The organism is Enterobacter cloacae complex sp. HYC033_NIDB, assembly GCF_056673335.1.
The window spans coordinates 1,363,934-1,383,456 of sequence record NZ_CP115123.1; the positions used below are offsets into that span (position 1 = coordinate 1,363,934).

Consider the following 19,523-nt stretch of genomic DNA (forward strand, 5'->3'; position numbering starts at 1 on the left):
CGCTCTCCTCAACTGTTTCTCAATAGCAGTATTCATTTCTTTGTCCCATATCGGTTGCGATAGTCCCTGTAGCAGGTATTATTTTGCGCACTGCATTCCAAAACTGAATTTTTGCCTGAGCATTTTGCTCCAGGGCTGCGATCTCTTCCGAGGGCTTCATGACTAACACTAACTTTTCTCAAACGGCTGCGTTTATCTGGTCGGTGGCTGATCTGCTGCGCGGTGATTTTAAACAGTCCCAGTACGGGCGCGTGATCCTTCCCTTTACGCTGCTGCGCCGCCTTGAGTGTGTGTTAGCGGAGACCAAAGACGCGGTGGTGGCGAAATATGATGAATTAAAAATGAGCCCGCTGCCGGAAGATGCCAAAGAGAAGTTTCTGCTGCGCGCCAGCGGGTTTTCCTTCTTCAATACCTCGAAGATGGATCTGGGCAAGATGGGGCAGAACGACATCAAAGCCAACCTGGAAAGCTACGTACAGGCGTTCTCCCCGGACGCGCGTGAGATCTTCGAACACTTCAAATTCAGTGAGTTTGTCGGACTGCTGGAAGACGCCAATCTGCTGTTCAAGGTGGTGAAGAAATTCGCCACCACCGATTTGAGCCCGAAAGCGATTTCCAACTATGAGATGGGTCTGGTGTTTGAAGAGCTTATTCGGCGTTTCGCGGAGAGTTCTAACGAGACCGCTGGTGAGCACTTCACCCCGCGCGATATCGTGCGTCTGACCACCTCGCTGGTGTTTATGGAAGATGATGAAGCCCTGACGCAGCCCGGTATCATCCGCACCATTTACGACCCGACGGCCGGAACCGGCGGTTTCCTCTCTTCAGGCATGGAGTATGTGCACGAACTGAACCCTAACGCGGTGATGCGTGCTTTTGGCCAGGAGCTGAACCCGGAATCCTACGCTATCTGTAAAGCCGACATGCTGATCAAAGGTCAGGACGTCAGCCGTATTAAGCTGGGTAACACCCTCTCTAACGACCAGCTGCCACAGGACCAGTTCGACTATATGCTCTCTAACCCACCGTTTGGCGTGGACTGGAAGAAGATTGAGGGAGAGATTAACGACGAACATACGCAGAAAGGCTTTAACGGTCGATTTGGACCGGGCCTGCCGCGTGTTTCCGACGGCTCGCTGCTGTTCCTGATGCACCTGATCAGCAAAATGCGCGACAACCACAATGTGGATGGCACCGTGAGCAACGGCGGGCGTATCGGGATTATCCTTAATGGTTCGCCACTGTTTACCGGCGGTGCGGGCAGCGGTGAAAGTGAAATCCGTCGCTACATTCTGGAAGCCGATTTGCTGGAAGGCATCGTCGCGTTGCCAACGGACATGTTCTATAACACCGGCATTGCCACCTACGTCTGGATCCTCTCCAACAAAAAAGCGCCTGAGCGTAAAGGCAAAGTGCAGCTGATTGATGGCACCAACCTGTGCGTCAAGATGCGCAAATCGCTGGGTTCCAAGCGTAACCTGATGGGCGAGGACGATATCAAACTGATCACCCAGACCTTCGGTGATTTTAAGGTGGTGGATGCCACCACACTGGACGAACTGGGTCTGGAGAAAGCCGCCGAGCAAAAATCCAGTCGTGGCCGTCAGCCTGCCACTGCCAAAACCGAAGCGCCGAAAACCTTCGCCAGCAAAATCTTTAACAGCACCGACTTTGGCTATCGCCGCCTCACCATTGAACGCCCGCTGCGGTTATCCGCTCAGGTCACGGACGAGGCGATTGCGACTCTGCGCTTTGCGCCGAAGCCGTTTAACGTACCGATGGAACGCCTGTATGAAGAGTTCGCATCCCAGTGGCAGGATGACACCTACGGTGATTTCTCCGAGCTGGAAGCCGAAGCGCGTGCCATCATCAAAGCTGAATTTTCCGAGCTTAAAGAAAAGCAGATCAAAGACCTGCTCGACAACAAGCTGTGGCTGGCGCAGCGCACCTTGATGGAAAAAGCGCAGCAGACTCAGACGGCTCTGGGTACGCAGGCGGGTGGAAAAATGCTGGTGAGCAATGACTTCAACCAGTTCCAGCTAACCCTGAAAGGGGCCATCAAAGCGGCTGGCGTGAAGCTGGATGCGAAAGAGAACAAGCAGTTTATCGATGCCATCACCACCAAAAACCCGGATGCCGAGCCAGTGGTGAAGAAGGCGCTGAAAGAAGCCGCTCAGCCGCTGTACGGTGCGTTTGAATACAAGGGAAAAGTGGTCGAGTTTGAACAAGACGGTGAGCTGCGCGATAACGAAAACGTGCCGCTAAATCCGGCAGTGTCCACTAGTGACCTGATTGAAAACTACTTCAAAGCAGAAGTTCTGCCGCATGTGAATGACGCGTGGATCAACGCCGATAAGCGCGATGCTAAAGATGGTGAAGTGGGGATTGTCGGTTATGAAATTCCGTTTAACCGCCATTTCTACGTCTATCAGCCGCCGCGCCCGCTGGAAGAGATTGATGCCGACCTGGACGCGGTCAGCGCCGAGATTATGAAACTGCTGCAGGAGGTACATTCCTGATGGCTAAGTATAAGGCGTATCCGGAGTATAAGGATTCTGGGGTTGAGTGGTTGGGGGCGATTCCTGAGCACTGGAAACTTAGTAAACTTCGTTACCAATTTGTTTTTGGTAAAGGGCTTACCATCACGAAAGAGCATCTTCAGGATGAAGGTATTCCGTGTGTGAATTATGGCGAAGTACACTCGAAATATGGTTTCGAAGTTGACCCAGAAATTCACACTTTAAAGTGTGTGAGTGATAAATATCTCAAAGATAACTCCAACTCGTTATTGACCAAAGGTGATATTGTTTTTGCTGATACGTCAGAAGATATAAATGGATCCGGGAATTTTACGCAATTAGTGAGTGATACAGTGACGTTTGCTGGGTACCACACAATTATTGCGCGACCTTTTGAAAGAGAGAATAGTAGATTTTATGCTTATCTCTTGGATTGCAAAGAGTTAAGATCGCAAGTGCGGCATGCAGTCAAAGGGGTCAAAGTATTTAGTATCACTCAAGCAATATTACGAAATATTTCAATATGGCTTCCATCAAAAGATGAGCAAGCGAAAATTGCTGCTTTCCTCGATCACGAAACCGCAAAAATTGATAATCTGATCGCGAAGCAACAGCAACTGATTGAACTGCTGAAAGAAAAACGTCAGGCAGTTATCAGCCATGCCGTCACCAAAGGGCTAAACCCTGATGTGCCGATGAAAGATTCTGGTGTTGAGTGGTTGGGGAAAATGCCGGAGCATTGGATTTTAAAACGGTTAAAACATATCTCTCCTAAAGTTGGTGTTGGGCTCGTTATTAATCCTTCTACATATACTAAAGATGAAGGTGTCTATTTTATATTTGGTGGTGATGTTAAAGAGTTTGGATTTGACTTAACTAAAACAAGACGAATTTCACGTCAAGATAGCAATAAACTACTTCCTTCAAGATTAAATAGTAGAGATTTAGTCTCAGTACGTGTTGGATATCCTGGAATCACGTCAGTGGTTACCGATGATTTAGAGGGCTCTAATTGCGCGTCAATTATCATCATCAGAAGAGGCAGTTACAACTCTGACTGGCTATGTGCTGCAATGAATGTCTGGGTTGGAAGACAACAAGTTGATCTTGCTTCTTATGGTGCAGCACAAAAGCAGTTTAACGTATCGGACGCTATTGAATTTGTATTTCCTGTACCTCCGATAAATGAGCAGAATGATATAGCTGATTTCGTCCAAAAAACGTTGAACAAATTTGATGATTTAACTCAGAAAGCTTTCAAACAGATAGAGTTGCTACAAGAGCGCCGCACCGCCCTGATCTCCGCCGCCGTCACCGGAAAAATCGACGTCCGTGATTGGGTTGCCCCAGACACACAGAATGTTGAGGAGCCACAGGAGGCCACCGCATGAGCATGGACAGCACCAAAGAGCTGATTTTCCAGGATGAAATGATCGCTCAGATGGAAGATCGAGGTTGGATTCGTGGAAAAACCGACGGCTACGATCGCGAACGTGCACTGTACTCGCAGGATGCACTGGCCTTTGTGCAGATCACACAGCCGCAGGAATGGGAGAAGTTTGCCAAAATTTATCCTTCGGATACCGAACGTCATTTTCTTGATGTGCTGGTGGCGCAGCTGAAAAAAGCGGATATCAACGCCACCGATATGCTTTCGCGCACTTACGGCACCCTAGGCGTGCTGCGTCATGGTATCAAAAGCCATAATGCGCGTTTTTCCCTGTGTCAGTTTAAGCCGGAACATAATCTCAATCCGGAAACTCTGACGCGCTACAAACAGAATATCTGCCGCATTGTACCGGAACTGGTTTACAGCCCGCATGCGTCGAAGGCCGCATTTGAAGAAACGGGTGTTAAGGCGAAGAAATGGCGTATCGACCTGGTGCTATTCGTCAATGGCCTGCCGATAGCTACCCTAGAACTAAAGTCTGAATTTAAGCAGACGGTGCAAAACGCCATTACGCAATATAAGAAAACGCGTTTGCCAAAGGACCCAGGCACCAACAAACCCGAGCCGCTGCTGACCTTTAAGCGCGGCGCGCTGGTGCACTTTGCCGTCAGCCAGTACGAAGTGTCTATGGCGACCAAACTCGATGGCGATAAAACCTTCTTCCTGCCGTTTAACAAAGGCACCCATGATGGCGGTGCGGGGAATGATATCCCGGAAGATGCCAACGACTACGCCACCAGCTATCTGTGGAACGAGGTGCTGCTGCCGGATAATCTGCTGAAAATTCTCGCCAGTTTTGTGCATCTGCAAATCGTCGAAAAAGAAAATGCCATTGGCCTGAAGTACAAAAGTGAGAGCCTGATTTTCCCGCGCTATCATCAGTGGGATGTGGTGAACAAGCTGATCACCGCCGCCACGGTGGAAGGCACCGGCAATAAATACCTGATTCAGCACAGCGCGGGGTCGGGCAAATCCAACTCTATCGCCTGGACGGCCCATCAGCTTTCCCGCCTGTACGATGAAAATGGCGAGAAGCAGTTCCACTCGGTGATTGTGGTGACGGACCGCACCGTGCTTGACGATCAGCTGCAGGACACCATCTATCAGTTTGAACATCAGGACGGCGTGGTCGGGCGTATCAATAACAAAGAAGGCGACGGTTCTAAATCAGAAAAGCTGGCCAGCGCGCTGGAAAACTCGCAGCCGATCATTATCGTCACCATCCAGACCTTCCCGTTTGTCCTGAAGGCGATTGAAAATAGCGTCAGCCTGAAGCAGCGAAGATACGCGGTGATTGCCGATGAAGCGCACTCCTCGCAGAGCGGTTCTACGGCGCGTCAGCTGAAAGAAGTGCTGATGACCGAAGAAGTGGATGACGATGTGGAAATGTCTTCTGAAGATATTCTGGATGCCACCGTCGCGGCGCGTAAAGGCAGTAACAACCTCAACTATTACGCCTTCACCGCCACGCCAAAAGCCAAAACGCTGGAGCTGTTTGGCCGTCGTCCTAACCCGCAGGAACCGGCATCGAAAACGAACAAACCGGAAGCGTTCCACGTTTACTCTATGCGCCAGGCCATCGAAGAGGGCTTTATTCTTGATGTGCTGAAGAACTACACCAACTACAAGGTGGCGTACAAGCTGCTGCAAAAGCTGGACGATCCTGATCGGGAAGTGGACAGCAATAAAGCGAAGATCAAACTCAACCAGTGGGTTTCGCTACACGATCATAATGTGTCGCAGAAAGTGAAGGTGATTGTTGAGCACTTCCGCAAGCATGTTATGCACTTACTGGCCGGCCAGGCAAAAGCGATGGTAGTGACCAGTTCGCGTAAAGCGGCGGTGCGCTACAAGCTGGCGTTCGATAAATACATCGCCGAGCAAAAGTACGACAAGATCAGCGCGATGGTGGCGTTCTCCGGGGAAGTGGAATTCCATGAAGATGACCACAACAGCCTTGCGCTGCTTAACCAGAAATTCACTGAGATCAATATGAACCCAGGGCTGAAAGGCCGGGATATGCGTAAAGCGTTTGATACTGACGACTACCAGGTGATGCTGGTGGCCAACAAATTCCAGACCGGTTTTGATCAGCCTAAGCTCTGTGCCATGTATGTGGATAAAAAGCTGGGCGGCGTGGAATGCGTACAGACGCTTTCGCGCCTGAACCGTACCTATCCTGGGAAGGCACAGTCCGGCACGTTTGTGCTCGATTTCTACAACGAACCTGACGAGATTTTGGGGGCTTTCCAGCCGTACTACCAGACAGCAGAGCTGATGGATGTCAGCGATCCGCAGTTAGTCTTTGAGCTTTATGAAAAGCTGCGTACCAGCGGTATTTTCCTGTGGAACGAAGTGGAGCAGTTCTGTGAGGCGTTCTTCAGTAAAAACAAATCCAACGCGGCCATTAGCAATATCTGCAAACCTGCGGTAGAGCGCTGGAAGCATCGTTACACCTCAGCGATTGATGCCTATGTGCTGGCCAAAGAGATGTTTGAACGCACTAAGAAAACCGGCGATGTTGTGCTGATCACCAATGCGGAAAACACCTTTAAGGACTGCGAGAAAGAAAAAAGTAAGCTGGATATCTTCAAGAAAGATCTCGGCAGCTTTGTCCGCTTTTACGAGTTTATGTCGCAAATCGTCGATTATGACGACAAGAACCTTGAAAAGCTGAGTCTCTTTGCTCGCCATTTGCGTCCGTTACTGCATGAACAGCGTATTGAAGAAGATGAAATTGATTTAAGCAACGTGGAGATGAGCCATTACCGCCTGTCCAAACTCCACGAACAGCACCTGAAGCTGCAAGAGGATGCTGAAGAATACAAAATCAAACCGGGTAATGATGTCGGAACGGAGAAACCAAAGGACAAGAAAGAGGAGTTTCTTTCAAATATCCTGGCTCGTCTGAACGAGCTTTTTGTCACCGATAATCTGACCGATAAAGACATGATCAATTATGCCTTTGCGGTGCGCGACAAGCTGTCAGAAAACCAGGCGGTGATGACCCAGATCGCGAACAATACGCGCGAACAGGCGATGTTGGGGGATTTCCCGAAGGCGATTGATGACGCTGTTATGGACAGCAATGAAGCCCAGCAGGAGATGATGGTGCAATATCTCTCTAATCCTGAACTGGCGAAGGGCTTTGCCCGCGTGGTGTTTGATATGTTGAAAGGGGCTTAGCAATTATTCGATTCAAGGGGCGCCGGAGTGACGAGTGGCTGAATTATAAAAAATCTTCGGTTACCCCTTGATCTTATAGTCCATTATCTAATTAATTATTCTAAATTTTCGGTAAAGATAGATAATAGATCTTTATGAATCTGCGTCCATTCTTGATCAAGATTTATAGTACATAGCCCCACATCGAAACCGCTAACATTATATCGATGTTTTACTGCTCCCTTAACATGAGGATAAATTAGCAACCCGCTAATTTTATGACCTTGCGTAGGTTTATAGGCCAATAAATAATTTATCAGCTGATAGAGATTAGATGAGTGAAACTTTTGCGTTTCGTTACGGCTAGAAAAGATATTCTTATAATATTTTGCATCAACGATTAAGGTTCTGTTATTGCTGGTTATTGTTATGTCTGTTTCCATTCGTGGTAAGAAAGTTAAATTTTTATCAGTATCGCTATATGCATCCCATTTCAAATATGAGCGTTTAACTTCAGCATTTTTTAATTCTCGCATGCAAAAATGATATAAAAATTCCTGATAAAGAAGCGACATTCTACGTTCATCACGTTCAAAATCATAAAAACGATAACTACCATTTTTTTGATTGCTTATAGAATTTTCTGCAATAAACTTGCATAAACTAATTGCGAATCTATAGTGACGATTACTAGCCCTAACTTTCACTTTATTGAAGTGAAGGGGAGATAGATTAATTTCTTTCACTTCTGGCATTCTTGCTCTAATAGAGCGAGATTCTTCTCGGATGGTTTTATTTAAATTTTCATTTTTGATTAATACAGTCAGAGAACTTTTAATAATTTCGTTTGCAAGCGTATCCGGATTTAGATCATCAAAAGTACTGACTGTTTTTCCTTGTGTCATATGTAAACCGCGGAGTGTTTGAGTGAGATTCACCCTTCCTTTTACTCCTGAGATTAGTTCCGTATTTGGCTGGTAATCCAGCTCAAACCCCCGACGAAAAAGATAAAGAACATATTTATTTAAAGCATGTCCGAGTATATCTAGTAAGTTATTGGCCGGTATCGCATCAAGATTTACTATTTTAGCATCCTGTAAATGATTCCATGCATAAGTCAGCATATAATAGATGTTACGTATTGGGATCGCTGGCTGATTCATTATATGTCCTCAAGTAACAGGTCGAGCCAGTTTTGTTTTTTACCAGGATTATCAAACCAATACTCTTCAAGCAACGGCGCTATATCTGAAAAAACGATTGTTCTGAACCATTCCACATCTGGTTGGTTGCCATCATCTAAACCATTGCAAAAATAGCTGTGCCCGATCCTATAACCCTTTCCGAGTATTTCAGGATCTTTACTGATTTCATTATTCAATTGCATCATTTTAAAACATAATGATTCGACGAATTCAGGCTCGGCTTTGTTATCCAGTAAGAAAGTACGAAATTGCTCTGTTTCAAATCCGGGTTCAATATCAATAAATGAAAAGCGTCTGCGGAGAGCGTAGTCGACGACTGCCAGAGAACGGTCTGCTGTATTCATTAAACCAATGATATAGACATTAGCAGGTATATAAAACCGTTCACTGTAATTTTCTGAGTAGGTAAGAGGTACTGCCCAGTTAGCACCACGCTTATCATGTTCAATAAGCATCATGACTTCGCCAAAAACCTTGCTTAAATTCGCCCGATTAATTTCATCAATGATAAAAATATGTTTTTTATCTGGCTCTTTCAGAGCCTGCTGACAGAAGCTATAAAAAATCCCATCTTTCCGTTGGAAGCCATCACCATTTGGGCGAAAACCTTGTACGAAATCTTCGTAACTATAAGATGGGTGAAATTGGACCATGCCAACTCTTTGTGAGTCCCTTTCTTCCATAAGCAGATAAGCCAGGCGGCGTGCTACGAAGGTCTTGCCTACTCCGGGTGGACCTTGCAGAATGACATTTTTCTTTACCATCAAACGTTTAATAATCGTTTCTATTGTTGATTGAGGAATAAAGAGATCGTTCAATGCATCGTTTATATCGTAAGGTTTTTTAACCATAGTAATGGAGTGAGTATCTGGGTGGGGCAATATTTTGGAGTTGGAAAATATTTTTTTATAGACATTGATTGTTTTTTCAATCTCTTCATCAAATTTTGCGTAATCAATTCCATTGGAAACTTTTTGTGAGAACGCATAGTAAGACTGACCATATTTCTTTGGGTATATCCCAAGGTTAGTATGTAAATACTCTCTAATTGTCACTGGTATATCAGAGTTAAAGTGCCATTGAAGTTGAGGTATCGTTGTATCACTTATCCCATAAGCAAGTATAAGTTCGTCATAATCTTTATAATAAAGTATGACAGGATAGATACCATGAGACACTTCCTGACCCTCAGCAAGAAATGCAATCCAGGGAACAGAACTGTAATTACCAAAGCCGAAACTAACCTTCACCTTAAGTCCATGAAGTGTATCTGGGTAGTCTTTAGTTGATTGTGAAATTTTCTGATCGGCCTGTTCAACAAATTTTTCAAGCCATGATTGAACTGATAGCATTTCTACTCCTGACGCGAAGCCTGTCGTGCATTATGACGCCCACCAGGACGAATCGCTACTGTTAATCGTAACAGTTCGAACTCTTCAGTGAATATATTCTGTCTTTGAAATCAGTTCCTTCGTGCATGCCAAATAATTATTGCGATCCCGCTCGCAACGTGGACAATACTTAATCATATGAAGAATTTATATCAACTAAATCAATAATTTCATTTAAGTCACGGGATGGGGAATGGACAGTAACACTCAGGGATTCACTTCATACTGGCGTAATACCTTAGCTGATGCCGAGTCTGGAAAAGGGGCATTTGAGCGTAAAGATGAAGAGTCATTTACTCAGTGGATGAACGTCGATCGGGGCAGGTTGGATGAAGAGATCGTGCAGTCGTTCTTCGAGGGCGAAGACGAGCAGGTTAAGACCGTCGAGGTAATGTTACGGCCGCAGGTATGGATCCGCCTGTTAAAGCATGGCAAGGAACGTACGGCAGGTGCACCCGGTATAGTTACGCCTCTGGTGACTTCCGCACTATTGAACCGAGAGGGTTTTTTGTTCCCCGCATCTCCTGCAACCATTCCCCGCGATCTGCTTGAACCTCTCCCTAAAGGTACCTTTTCTATTGGTGAGATGAGGGAATATGACAGATACAAAACCACACATGATTCGGTCACTTTTGGTCCCGGGGATGAGGATGAACAGCGCGAGGAAACAGACGAACAGCGGGCGGAACGATATGCTCGCTATAAGCAGTTGTGGCAAACGTACCTTAAAGAGACAAATGAACTTTTAAAAAGTGTGGCCGGGAAATGGCTCGATTCACCAGAGCAATATGAGCTGGCTGGATATGGCTATGTGATTAAAGCCAACCAGTCTGGCGGCGCCAGCATTCATATTCTGCCCATGTACGATCATTTGCTGTCGTGCAAAAAAGAGGTGCCATTACTGGCGCGCTTTGCTTCAAAAGATAAATCTTCTGTTGAGCCGCTTCTTGCCAGTAATGCCATGTTCAGTGAGCGTCTGGGGCATTCCGGCGATCAATTTCCGCTGGCTGTCGCACAGCGCGATGCGCTTAGCCATTATCTCACTCAGCAGCCGGGCGATATTCTTGCCGTCAACGGTCCTCCGGGAACCGGAAAAACCACCCTGGTGCTCTCTATTATTGCCACGGAGTGGGCGAGGGCGGCGCTTAACAAAACTGAACCACCAGTGGTGATTGCGACTTCAACCAACAATCAGGCTGTTACAAACATTATTGAGGCGTTCGGAAAAGATTTTGCTACCGGCACTGGGCCTATGGCCGGGCGTTGGTTACCTGATGTAAAAAGCTTTGGCGCTTACTTCCCTTCTTCAAGCCGAAAAGCCGAGGCAGCAAAAAAATACCAGACGGAAGACTTTTTTAACCGCGTTGAATCCCTTGAATATTTAGAAGATGCCCGGTTCTTTTTCCTTGAAAAGGCAAGTGCAGCATTTCCGACTGTGGAATGCCATTCACCTGAACAGGTTGTGGATCTCTTGCATCAGCGTTTAGTTGAACTCTCTGCAGAGCTTGAGCAAATCGAGCCTGCGTGGGACGCCCTGAACGCCATCCGCGAGGAGCGGAGCGCCGTCAGCGACGATCTCGAACAGTATATTGAGGATAAAAGAACGTCACTGCTTAATAGCACAAATGAAATCTCGCTATTAACGCAGGGCAAAAAACAGTGGGAACAATATCGAGCCGGTGAGTCGATCATGTTCGCTCTCTTCTCCTGGCTTCCCGCCGTTCGTACTAAGCGTCACTATCAAATGAAGCTGTTTTTGGAGGCTACGTTTGGCGAAAGAATGACAGCATTCCAGGGAGCTCAGCCTGATGGAATTGATGCCTTTATCGATGGATTGATTGAACAAGCTCATAAAGAGCAGGCCGGGTATCAGCAGCAAATGGATCTTGCTGAGGACATTTCCCGACGTGAAAGCGAAGCAGCTATGCGCTGGCGCGAGATTACTCACTCACTGGGGAATCCGGGCGAAACAGAGTTAAGTCTGCACGAAGCCGATGAGCTTGCCGATACACGGCTCCGTTTCCCGGCGTTTTTGCTGGCGACGCATTACTGGGAAGGTCGGTGGCTGATGGATATGGCTGCTATCGATAACCTTCAAAAAGAAAAAGGTCTCAAAGGGGCGAAGGCCATTAAAGCCCGCTGGCTGTGTAGAATGAAGCTTACCCCTTGTGTCGTGATGACCTGCTTTATGCTTCCTCACCATATGCTCATCAGGGAACATGTTGGCGGCAAGAAGTTTGATGATGGCTACTTATATAACTTCGCCGATTTGCTAATTGTCGATGAAGCGGGGCAGGTACTCCCTGAGGTTGCCGCAGCGTCCTTTGCACTGGCGAAGAAAGCCCTGGTAATTGGTGACACAGAACAGATTGCGCCTATCTGGAATAGTCTGCCTGGTATTGATATCGGCAACATGGTCGAGGAGAACATTCTTCCGGGAGGTACGCAGGAAGAACTTACTGAAGCGTATGCCCTGGTGTGTGACTCTGGAAAAAGTGCTGCCTCTGGCAGCGTTATGAAGGTTGCACAATTTAACTCGCGCTACCAGTACGATCCGGATTTGGCGAGGGGGATGTACCTTTATGAACACCGTCGTTGCTTCGATAACATCATTGGCTACTGTAACACCCTCTGCTATCACGGCAAGTTGCAGCCCAAACGAGGGGAAGAAAAAGGGGCCCTATTCCCTGCAATGGGCTATCTGCATATAGATGGTAAAGGTATGCAGGCAAGCGGTGGAAGTCGCTATAACGACTTTGAAGCGAAGACGATAGCGGCATGGCTTGCAGCGCATAAAGAAGAGATTGAGCGGCACTACAAAAAACCGTTACATGAATTAGTCGGCGTTGTGACTCCATTTTCGGCGCAGGTCAGCGCGATTAAATCGTCATTGCGTAAGCTGGATATCAATTGCAACGGTGATGAAAGCTCACTGACAGTAGGTACGGTCCACTCATTGCAGGGAGCGGAACGGGCAATTGTGCTGTTCTCTCCTGTATATTCGAAACATGAAGATGGCGGATTTATCGACAGCGACAGCAGCATGCTGAACGTTGCCGTTTCGCGTGCGAAAGATAGCTTCCTGGTCTTTGGCGATATGGACCTGTTTGAGATCCAACCCGGATCGTCACCACGGGGACTGCTGGCAAAATATCTGTTTGCGTCCACTGAAAATGCATTGCAGTTTGAGTTTCAGGAGCGCCAGGATTTAGGTACCTCGCAAACGCAGATTTCAACTCTACACGGAGTGGAGCAACATGATGCGTTTCTGAACCAAACTTTTGACGCTATTAATCAGAGCATTACGATCGTTTCCCCGTGGCTCACCTGGCAAAAGCTGGAGCAGACCGGTTTTCTTGCGTCAATGGCGCAGGCACGCGCTCGGGGTATAGATATCACTGTAGTAACGGACAAAAAGTCGAATATCGACCATGCAGATTATGAAAAGCGTAAAGAGAAACATCAGCGCTTAAATGAAGCTGTAGAAAAATTAGCTGAGATGGGCATCACGACGAAACTGGTTAATCGTGTCCACAGTAAAATTGTGATTGGTGATGAGGGTCTGCTGTGTATTGGTTCCTTTAACTGGTTTAGCGCCACACGAGAGGAAAGGTACCAGCGATATGACACATCGATGGTCTACCGCGGCGATAGCTTAAAAGCTGAGATCAAAACGATTTATTCCAGTCTTGAGCAACGGCAGTTATAAAACGCTTGTTAATTGCGTGAGCACCCGGATACGTTGACGGGGGCTCACGCCAGATATTTGGCTGGTAATTTGCCATGCACTACTCGTACTACTGTCGAAATCCATTCTGTTCACGGCAGTTCTGTCGAGCTTCTGAATGTTGCCATGTGATGGGCGCTGATAACCTCTCCTGACATTCCGCGATTAGTACAACCTAATATAAAGAATGTCATCATCATACAGAGCCGTTTTTTCGTAATATCCCATTCAGCCATGTCTCATCCCTGTCCGGGCGGTTATCCTGAGTCGCCCACAGCGAAGCTATCTCCATCCCCGGAACCACCCTCAACAACTCCCGCAACCCCTCTTCATCCAGATCCGTAAACCGTCTTTCCCCCTGCACGCGTTCACCGTTGCCATACTTAAAGGACACATACCAGACGCCGCCAGGCTTAAGCGCATCCGCAAGCTTCTGCATCACGGCAGGTAACTCAGAAGAGGGGACATGCAGCAAAGATGCACAGCACCAGATCCCATCGTACTGCGCTTTACCGTCGATCTCTGAAAAGGTCATTAGCTGCACGGGTAACCCGGTATGTTGCCTTGCCAGCTCCACCATCGCGGAAGAGGCATCAAAAGCATCCACCTGATAACCCATCTCATGAAAGGCTTTTGCGTCCCGGCCTGAACCGCAGCCCGCATCCAGAACCCGGGCTCCGTGAGGCAGATGTTGGGTGAAGGCCTCATATAGCGGAGTCATATCGACATTGACCGTGCCATCAAAGAAATCCTGTGCGTGGTTCTGATAGTAGTGAAGTGTCATTAAAACGTTGCCTCGCCTTCCGCATTGGGTTTCCAGGTATGGATAAGTTTGTCCAGCGCGGCCTGCCAGTTACGCTGAAGAAAGCTTCTCCGTGCTTCAGGACGCTGCCCTGTCTGTAGAACAATCGTCTCATGTAACGGCAGTTTGCTCTGAATAAAATACTCATTGCGTGTGTGTAACCGCTGCAGGAGCCTGAGGTCGGGAATGCGTGCAGATTTGCCTTCAACGCCACGGTTACAACACCGGCAGGCCAGCACTAAGTTCCATACGCCGTTAATATTGCTCACTTCATGGCGGGCAGCCCAGGGAATAAAGTGGTCGACGTCCGCCAGTTCTGCATCTCCCGGTACCAGACTGATGGGTTTAAAGCAGTAAAAACATCGTCCTTTCTGGTATCCATTCAGGCTGTCGCGACAGCTGGTGATGTCTACGCGACGCGCGTTCACCCTCGTGAACAACAGCTGATTATCTTCGTCGAACTCCACGCCTACAAGGTTACGTGAAATCCCCATAGACCAGGCCTGTTCCACCAGGTTCCAGCGAGCATTGGTTTCAAAGGCGAGGTTTTTATACTGCCGGCGTTCGCCCAGTAAATAGAAGTTATCCGTCAGGCGGATCCCGTTGTTGGTTTTGCGCTCATCAAGGAAAAAACGTTTATCGATCTCGCCCTGGTTCACGTAATGAAAGGCATCGATCACGTTGTTAAAGCCAAGGCGCACCGTCGCTTCAATGAGCTGGGCGTGGGTGATTTCACCTCGGTTGAACTTCAGACAGGTTTCCAAAAACTGACTGCTGCGGGAGGTGATCTGTTTTGGCGCATGCTTCAGGTGCTCGCAAAGATAGCGGCTGAACGGCACGGCAAGCTGGTCGAGCGTAATCAAATCGCTGCCCGTCTTATCCACTTCATACAACGCAGACGCCAGCGCGAACTTGTAAGATGCGACGTTCCTTCCAAAGAGGATCACACCACGCCAGTAGTTCTCAAGCGTCGGATCGGCCTGATAAAATTCCATCGATGAAGTCCTGTTACGGTTGGCTGGGCAGGGCGTTACTAAAGCCTGTAACAGGATCACATAACAAAATCAGGGTGATGTAAATCGTTAATCTATAGGTTTGATGAATTTTTGAGAGGTCAGAGAGAAAGGTGTTGAGGCAACCGATGCGGCATTAGCGCCAGGTTTGCAAATGAACAGATATCGGGAGGAGGCGAGTTGAAGTGATTTTCAGGCAAAAGTGTTGTTGTTTCGCGAATTAAAAAATACCTACCGTAATTTCCTGAATCCCCCTCGCAAATACCAAATTTCCCCCACACCAAACCGCTGTGTTTATATTCAGCCCTGTATAATGGTCACCAGAAATTACGCCAAACGGCGAAAGGAAGTATCGAAGAATATTTAATGAGAGAATACGCGATATGAAGGTGCTGCAACACCCCCATACCGCTAACCACAACCAACTATAACGGAGTTGAAAATGGCTGCGACGAATTTTAAGCCAGAGTTTACTGTTTGCAAAACAGAATCAGACGCTTTCACCGGCATGATTGAAAACCGCGAGCTGGTACGCAAAAACAGCGCCCGCCGTCTGCACGGCAACCAGCCCAACGCGGCACCCGTTCATCCCCGCGCGGAAACACCGCAGGACAGCGCCGCCTGCTGCGAACTGTATGCACGCATAGACATGAAATATCTTCTCCTGGGCGGCGAGTGGTTAACCCGCGCAGGCTTTATCAACGGTATGCCCGTAAAAATCCGCGCCATGAAAGACTGCATTGTGATTACGCCACAGCATACAAGAGAATTATGGGGATGCCTGGAAGGGATGAGTGTGGTGAATATAAATAAACAGAAAGTCGCACATTGGTTGAAGACGTTTCCGGGAGCGCTGAATGATACAGGCGATATACCGGCTGTTAAGCGTGGAACAGGGCAGGCGATGTCGGAGTAACCGTGTTTCCCATCTCATGTAATTCTTGAAGCAATAAAACGATACGGGCATGTTATCCCATGCCCGTAATCTTATGAAATCACTCGTGCTTTACCTGCTCTTTTACAGCCGTAACCAGCACAGCGTGAAGTTCACCGACGGTTAAATCGCGTATCACAGGTTCGGGTATGCCACGTACCCAGCGTATAAACCGACAGATGCCAAAAAAATCTATGCCTTCATCCGTAAACAGATACTCGTTCTCAGCAAGAGCGAACGTTTTCATATAACCATCTTCTTCCGTGGCAAGCTGAACGCCAAACGCTTCTTCGCAGTCTTCCAGTAGTTCTTCGCCGTCGATACCGCAAATATGCAAATCGGCCTCAATCAACGTATTGCTATCAATAGGTTTACGATGCTCACCTGAGGAGTTTCGAACAACCTCAATGACTTGTGAGAGAGTGGGTTCCATAAAGATGTTCTCCTTTAAAGCGATGGAAATAATCGCTAGCTCTTTCCGGCAGCGCTCCGCTTGTGCGGACCAACAAGAACAAAGTTATATCGGCCCACGAAATTATGAGTCGATTTAAGCTATCGCCATATGATTCCAGGCATCTCTGTAAACTATATTCCCGTCACAGTGTTTCCAGGTTATTGCCTCATATCTTAACTCGATCGTCTCTGTATGCGTTCCTGTTCCAGAACCCGGGAACAGATTTGGCGTGATACCCGTGATTTTTACATTCTCCAGGATAATGTTGAAATATTCTCTCTCGATTCCTGCATCATCAATTTGATACATTTTTATCGTAGCCGATTTTAGTGTTTGAGTTTCACACAGTGCCCTGAAGAGAACGGGTGTTGTTTTATCAAACTCCTTCTGAACGGCAATTGGTGTATGTACACGAGTACCTGTTAGTCGGCCTGTATTTCCACTCACAGGTATGGTGAGGTGATGAGCAACTGCTTTTAATTCAATAGCGCCTAGCCGACCGGATACCATGGAACCTCCTACGACTGGTGAGCCATTAGCATCGGTTAACCAAAGATATGCTGGATTTGACATGATTATTCCTCATCTATATTTACAAAAGAAGGTAGGTGTAACATCGCCACGACCCATATGAATAAGCCAATAATTTTCAGCGGCCATGGTTCAAGGACAGCTATACAAGCAAATGCACCGATGATCAGTAAGGGGCCTGATAACACATCCAGGATCCCGCTAAAAATACGTATCTTTCCTGGCAGGAATTTATTCATTACTAATGAAATAAGGTAGGCACTTAGGGTAATGATGCAAAAGGCGATTGTTTTATCATGCCAGGTTTCGAATTCAACCCAGCTAAGGATATAGGCTAAAACTAAATATGAGCAAAGAAGCAGGTTTATAATTGGGGTGATAAACTTACTCATACGCGCCTGCCGTAGTGTGTGCAGTTAGTTTTTCATTAACTTTCTTTATGATTTGATTAAATACAGGTTTTCCTTCTGAATAACCTGCATGGATAGCATCTACGAAAGGCTGGACGGCATCAGCGAACAGAAAATAAAGTAAGTCATAGTCTCTTGGTCTCAGAAGTTGATATACTTCTGGGGCTTCTGCTTCGAGTCTGTCAGATGTTCTAATTGATCGCTCAGCCATTCCCCCAAACAAAAGGAGTGTGCTCAGTGCCGTGATTGGGTTACTTTTCCCTTTGAAAACAACAAACGTGAAGGACGTCCTTTCAATAACATGCTTTGCGATAGTTGATGCAATAATATTGGTTGATATTCTACCTGCAATTGAAGTCATTACAGATCTGTATATTTTATCCTGCTCATCCTCGGTTAAATATCTATTGAACACTTTAAAAATAATTTTAACTGCGTTGACAATGTTCTCGTAATTCAAAATGTCGTTTTTTATGGCAGTCATCATTCTTATGCGTTGAGTTTCACGAGCATACCTGGTATCTGTGTCAAAGATTCCGTAAACCAGATATCCATAATCTAACGGTACAGATAGTCCTCCATTTATAAGCCCAGTAACTGTATCAGGAGAAGCGATTATGTTGCATAATCTCCGGGCTATATCTTCTACATCAGCCATAGTATCCCTTCAAATGTATTATAAAGGGTAATATCAATGTGATATTAATGTAGATAAAGCAATTAATTATATCTAAACGACGAATTAAGAATTATTGGAGGAATTAATATTATATTAAATGAGATAATAAGCGGCTTTGTGCTAACAGCACGCACTCCACCGCCCAACCTCAATCAACTCACCTATTCAAAACACCGGCACCCCCAGCCCAACCTTCACCTCCCTCAACGTCGCCTGCGTCACCCCCTGCGCCCGTTCGGTCCCGCGCTTCAGCATCGCCATCATCTCCCCCTTGTCCTGCATATACATCGCCCGCCGCTCCCGCATTGGCGCAATCAGCTCCTGCAAACACGCCTCCAGCTCGTTCTTACATACCCGGTCACCCAGCCCGCCTGCCTGATAGTGCGCCTTCATCGCCGCCACTTTCTCCTTGTCCGGATGAAACGCGTCGAGGTACGTAAACACCACATTCCCCTCAATCTGCCCCGGGTCGCTCACCTTCAGATGGTTCGGGTCGGTGTACATGGCGCTGACCGCACGGTGAATGGTCTCTTCACTGGCCGAAAGGTGCAGCGTGTTGCCCAGCGATTTCGACATCTTGGCACCGCCGTCGATGCCGGGCAGGCGGCTGGTGTCGCTCAGCATCGCCTTGCAGTGGCGCAGTACCGGGGCGGGCAGCAGGCTATTCATCTTGTGCACAATCTCGTTGGTCTGCTCAATCATCGGCAGCTGGTCGTCGCCGACGGGCACGCACTCGGCCTTGAACGCGGTGATGTCCGCCGCCTGGCTGATGGGGTAGGCCATAAACCCGACCGGCAGCGAGCGGGCGAAGCCTTTCTGCACAATCTCGTTTTTCACCGTCGGGTTACGCTCCACGCGGGCGACGGTGACGATGTTCATATACAGCATCGTCAGCTCTGCAAGGGCGGGCAGGGCGGATTGCAGGCAGATCGTGGTCTGGTTCGGGTCGATGCCCGCGGCGAGGTAGTCGGCCAGCACTTCGGGGATGTTGTCGCGAAATTTTTTGCGGGTTGCTGCCGTTGTCGGTTAGCCCCTGAAGGTCAGCAATCAGCACAAACTGGTTGTGCGTCTGCTGAAGCGCCACGCGCTGGCGCAGCGATCCGACGAAGTGGCCAAGGTGCAGCGGGCCGGTTGGGCGGTCGCCGGTGAGGATGGTTTGCGGGTTCATAAAGACTCCTTAACGTTGTAATGCCGAAAGGGGTCTTAGATGTGAGAAAGCCGCCTTTCGGCGGCTATCTGAAAA

13 protein-coding genes and 1 pseudogene are annotated in these 19,523 nt (G+C 47.6%); 5 read left to right on the forward strand and 9 right to left on the reverse strand.

The annotated features are described in order from the left end of the window. Positions 1–158: 158 nt before the first annotated feature. From O1721_RS06460 to O1721_RS06470, 3 genes are read left to right on the forward strand one after another with little or no spacing between them, the layout of a single operon-like run. On the forward strand, positions 159–2,519 hold the full coding sequence (locus O1721_RS06460) for a type I restriction-modification system subunit M (protein ID WP_032647075.1): 2,361 nt from the start codon (positions 159–161) through the stop codon (positions 2,517–2,519). Further along, positions 2,519–3,910, forward strand: coding sequence for a restriction endonuclease subunit S (locus O1721_RS06465; protein ID WP_032647077.1), 1,392 nt, complete (start codon positions 2,519–2,521; stop codon positions 3,908–3,910). Before O1721_RS06460 ends, O1721_RS06465 begins: the two co-directional genes overlap by 1 nt. Further along, entirely contained in the window at positions 3,907–7,155 is a 3,249-nt protein-coding gene (locus O1721_RS06470; RefSeq protein ID WP_032647079.1) for a type I restriction endonuclease subunit R, read from the forward strand. Before O1721_RS06465 ends, O1721_RS06470 begins: the two co-directional genes overlap by 4 nt. Positions 7,156–7,250: 95 nt before the next feature. Here O1721_RS06470 and mcrC read toward each other — a convergent pair whose 3' ends face one another. Together mcrC and O1721_RS06480 are read right to left on the reverse strand one after the other, a co-directional pair. After that, complete coding sequence (mcrC, locus tag O1721_RS06475) at positions 7,251–8,297, reverse strand: 5-methylcytosine-specific restriction endonuclease system specificity protein McrC (RefSeq protein ID WP_032647082.1); 1,047 nt, start codon at positions 8,295–8,297, stop codon at positions 7,251–7,253. Beyond that, positions 8,297–9,691 carry an MrcB family domain-containing protein gene (locus O1721_RS06480; RefSeq protein ID WP_032647084.1) on the reverse strand — a complete coding sequence of 465 codons (1,395 nt, stop codon included), beginning with the start codon at positions 9,689–9,691 and terminating at the stop codon, positions 8,297–8,299. The genes mcrC and O1721_RS06480 overlap by 1 nt, the downstream gene beginning before the upstream one ends. 232 nt (positions 9,692–9,923) lie before the next feature. On the opposite strand from O1721_RS06480, the gene O1721_RS06485 reads away from it, so the two are divergent. Then, positions 9,924–13,439, forward strand: coding sequence for an AAA domain-containing protein (locus O1721_RS06485; protein ID WP_032647086.1), 3,516 nt, complete (start codon positions 9,924–9,926; stop codon positions 13,437–13,439). Positions 13,440–13,653: 214 nt separating this feature from the next. Here the strand turns inward: O1721_RS06485 and O1721_RS06490 are convergent, their stop codons facing one another. After that, a complete protein-coding gene (locus tag O1721_RS06490; RefSeq protein ID WP_032647089.1) occupies positions 13,654–14,241 on the reverse strand; it encodes a class I SAM-dependent methyltransferase in 588 nt (195 codons plus the stop codon). Further along, a complete protein-coding gene (locus tag O1721_RS06495; protein ID WP_032647091.1) occupies positions 14,241–15,254 on the reverse strand; it encodes an HNH endonuclease family protein in 1,014 nt (337 codons plus the stop codon). Before O1721_RS06495 ends, O1721_RS06490 begins: the two co-directional genes overlap by 1 nt. A gap of 460 nt (positions 15,255–15,714) precedes the next feature. Between O1721_RS06495 and O1721_RS06500 the strand changes: the two genes are divergently transcribed. Further along, complete coding sequence (locus O1721_RS06500) at positions 15,715–16,188, forward strand: SymE family type I addiction module toxin (protein ID WP_072258119.1); 474 nt, start codon at positions 15,715–15,717, stop codon at positions 16,186–16,188. Positions 16,189–16,267: 79 nt separating this feature from the next. Here O1721_RS06500 and O1721_RS06505 read toward each other — a convergent pair whose 3' ends face one another. The 5 genes and pseudogenes from O1721_RS06505 to trpS form a co-directional block, all read right to left on the reverse strand. Beyond that, positions 16,268–16,639 (reverse strand): hypothetical protein, encoded by a 372-nt coding sequence (locus O1721_RS06505; RefSeq protein ID WP_032647093.1) that lies wholly within the window; start codon positions 16,637–16,639, stop codon positions 16,268–16,270. A gap of 114 nt (positions 16,640–16,753) precedes the next feature. Beyond that, on the reverse strand, positions 16,754–17,233 hold the full coding sequence (locus O1721_RS06510) for an Hcp family type VI secretion system effector (RefSeq protein WP_032647095.1): 480 nt from the start codon (positions 17,231–17,233) through the stop codon (positions 16,754–16,756). 2 nt (positions 17,234–17,235) lie between these two features. Further along, on the reverse strand, positions 17,236–17,583 hold the full coding sequence (locus O1721_RS06515) for a hypothetical protein (protein WP_032647098.1): 348 nt from the start codon (positions 17,581–17,583) through the stop codon (positions 17,236–17,238). Then, entirely contained in the window at positions 17,576–18,259 is a 684-nt protein-coding gene (locus O1721_RS06520) for a hypothetical protein (protein ID WP_032647101.1), read from the reverse strand. Before O1721_RS06520 ends, O1721_RS06515 begins: the two co-directional genes overlap by 8 nt. 186 nt (positions 18,260–18,445) lie before the next feature. Continuing rightward, positions 18,446–19,448, reverse strand: a pseudogene (gene trpS, locus O1721_RS06525) (tryptophan--tRNA ligase). Positions 19,449–19,523 lie beyond the last annotated feature (75 nt).

Coding starts and splice junctions, on each gene's coding strand:
- O1721_RS06460 (WP_032647075.1), top strand. CDS start 159: ATGACTAACACTAACTTTTCTCAAACGGCTGCGTTTATCTGGTCGGTG.
- O1721_RS06480 (WP_032647084.1), bottom strand. CDS start 9,691: ATGCTATCAGTTCAATCATGGCTTGAAAAATTTGTTGAACAGGCCGAT.
- O1721_RS06485 (WP_032647086.1), top strand. CDS start 9,924: ATGGACAGTAACACTCAGGGATTCACTTCATACTGGCGTAATACCTTA.
- O1721_RS06505 (WP_032647093.1), bottom strand. CDS start 16,639: ATGGAACCCACTCTCTCACAAGTCATTGAGGTTGTTCGAAACTCCTCA.
- O1721_RS06495 (WP_032647091.1), bottom strand. CDS start 15,254: ATGGAATTTTATCAGGCCGATCCGACGCTTGAGAACTACTGGCGTGGT.
- O1721_RS06465 (WP_032647077.1), top strand. CDS start 2,519: ATGGCTAAGTATAAGGCGTATCCGGAGTATAAGGATTCTGGGGTTGAG.
- mcrC (WP_032647082.1), bottom strand. CDS start 8,297: ATGAATCAGCCAGCGATCCCAATACGTAACATCTATTATATGCTGACT.
- O1721_RS06515 (WP_032647098.1), bottom strand. CDS start 17,583: ATGAGTAAGTTTATCACCCCAATTATAAACCTGCTTCTTTGCTCATAT.
- O1721_RS06500 (WP_072258119.1), top strand. CDS start 15,715: ATGGCTGCGACGAATTTTAAGCCAGAGTTTACTGTTTGCAAAACAGAA.
- O1721_RS06510 (WP_032647095.1), bottom strand. CDS start 17,233: ATGTCAAATCCAGCATATCTTTGGTTAACCGATGCTAATGGCTCACCA.
- O1721_RS06490 (WP_032647089.1), bottom strand. CDS start 14,241: ATGACACTTCACTACTATCAGAACCACGCACAGGATTTCTTTGATGGC.
- O1721_RS06520 (WP_032647101.1), bottom strand. CDS start 18,259: ATGGCTGATGTAGAAGATATAGCCCGGAGATTATGCAACATAATCGCT.
- O1721_RS06470 (WP_032647079.1), top strand. CDS start 3,907: ATGAGCATGGACAGCACCAAAGAGCTGATTTTCCAGGATGAAATGATC.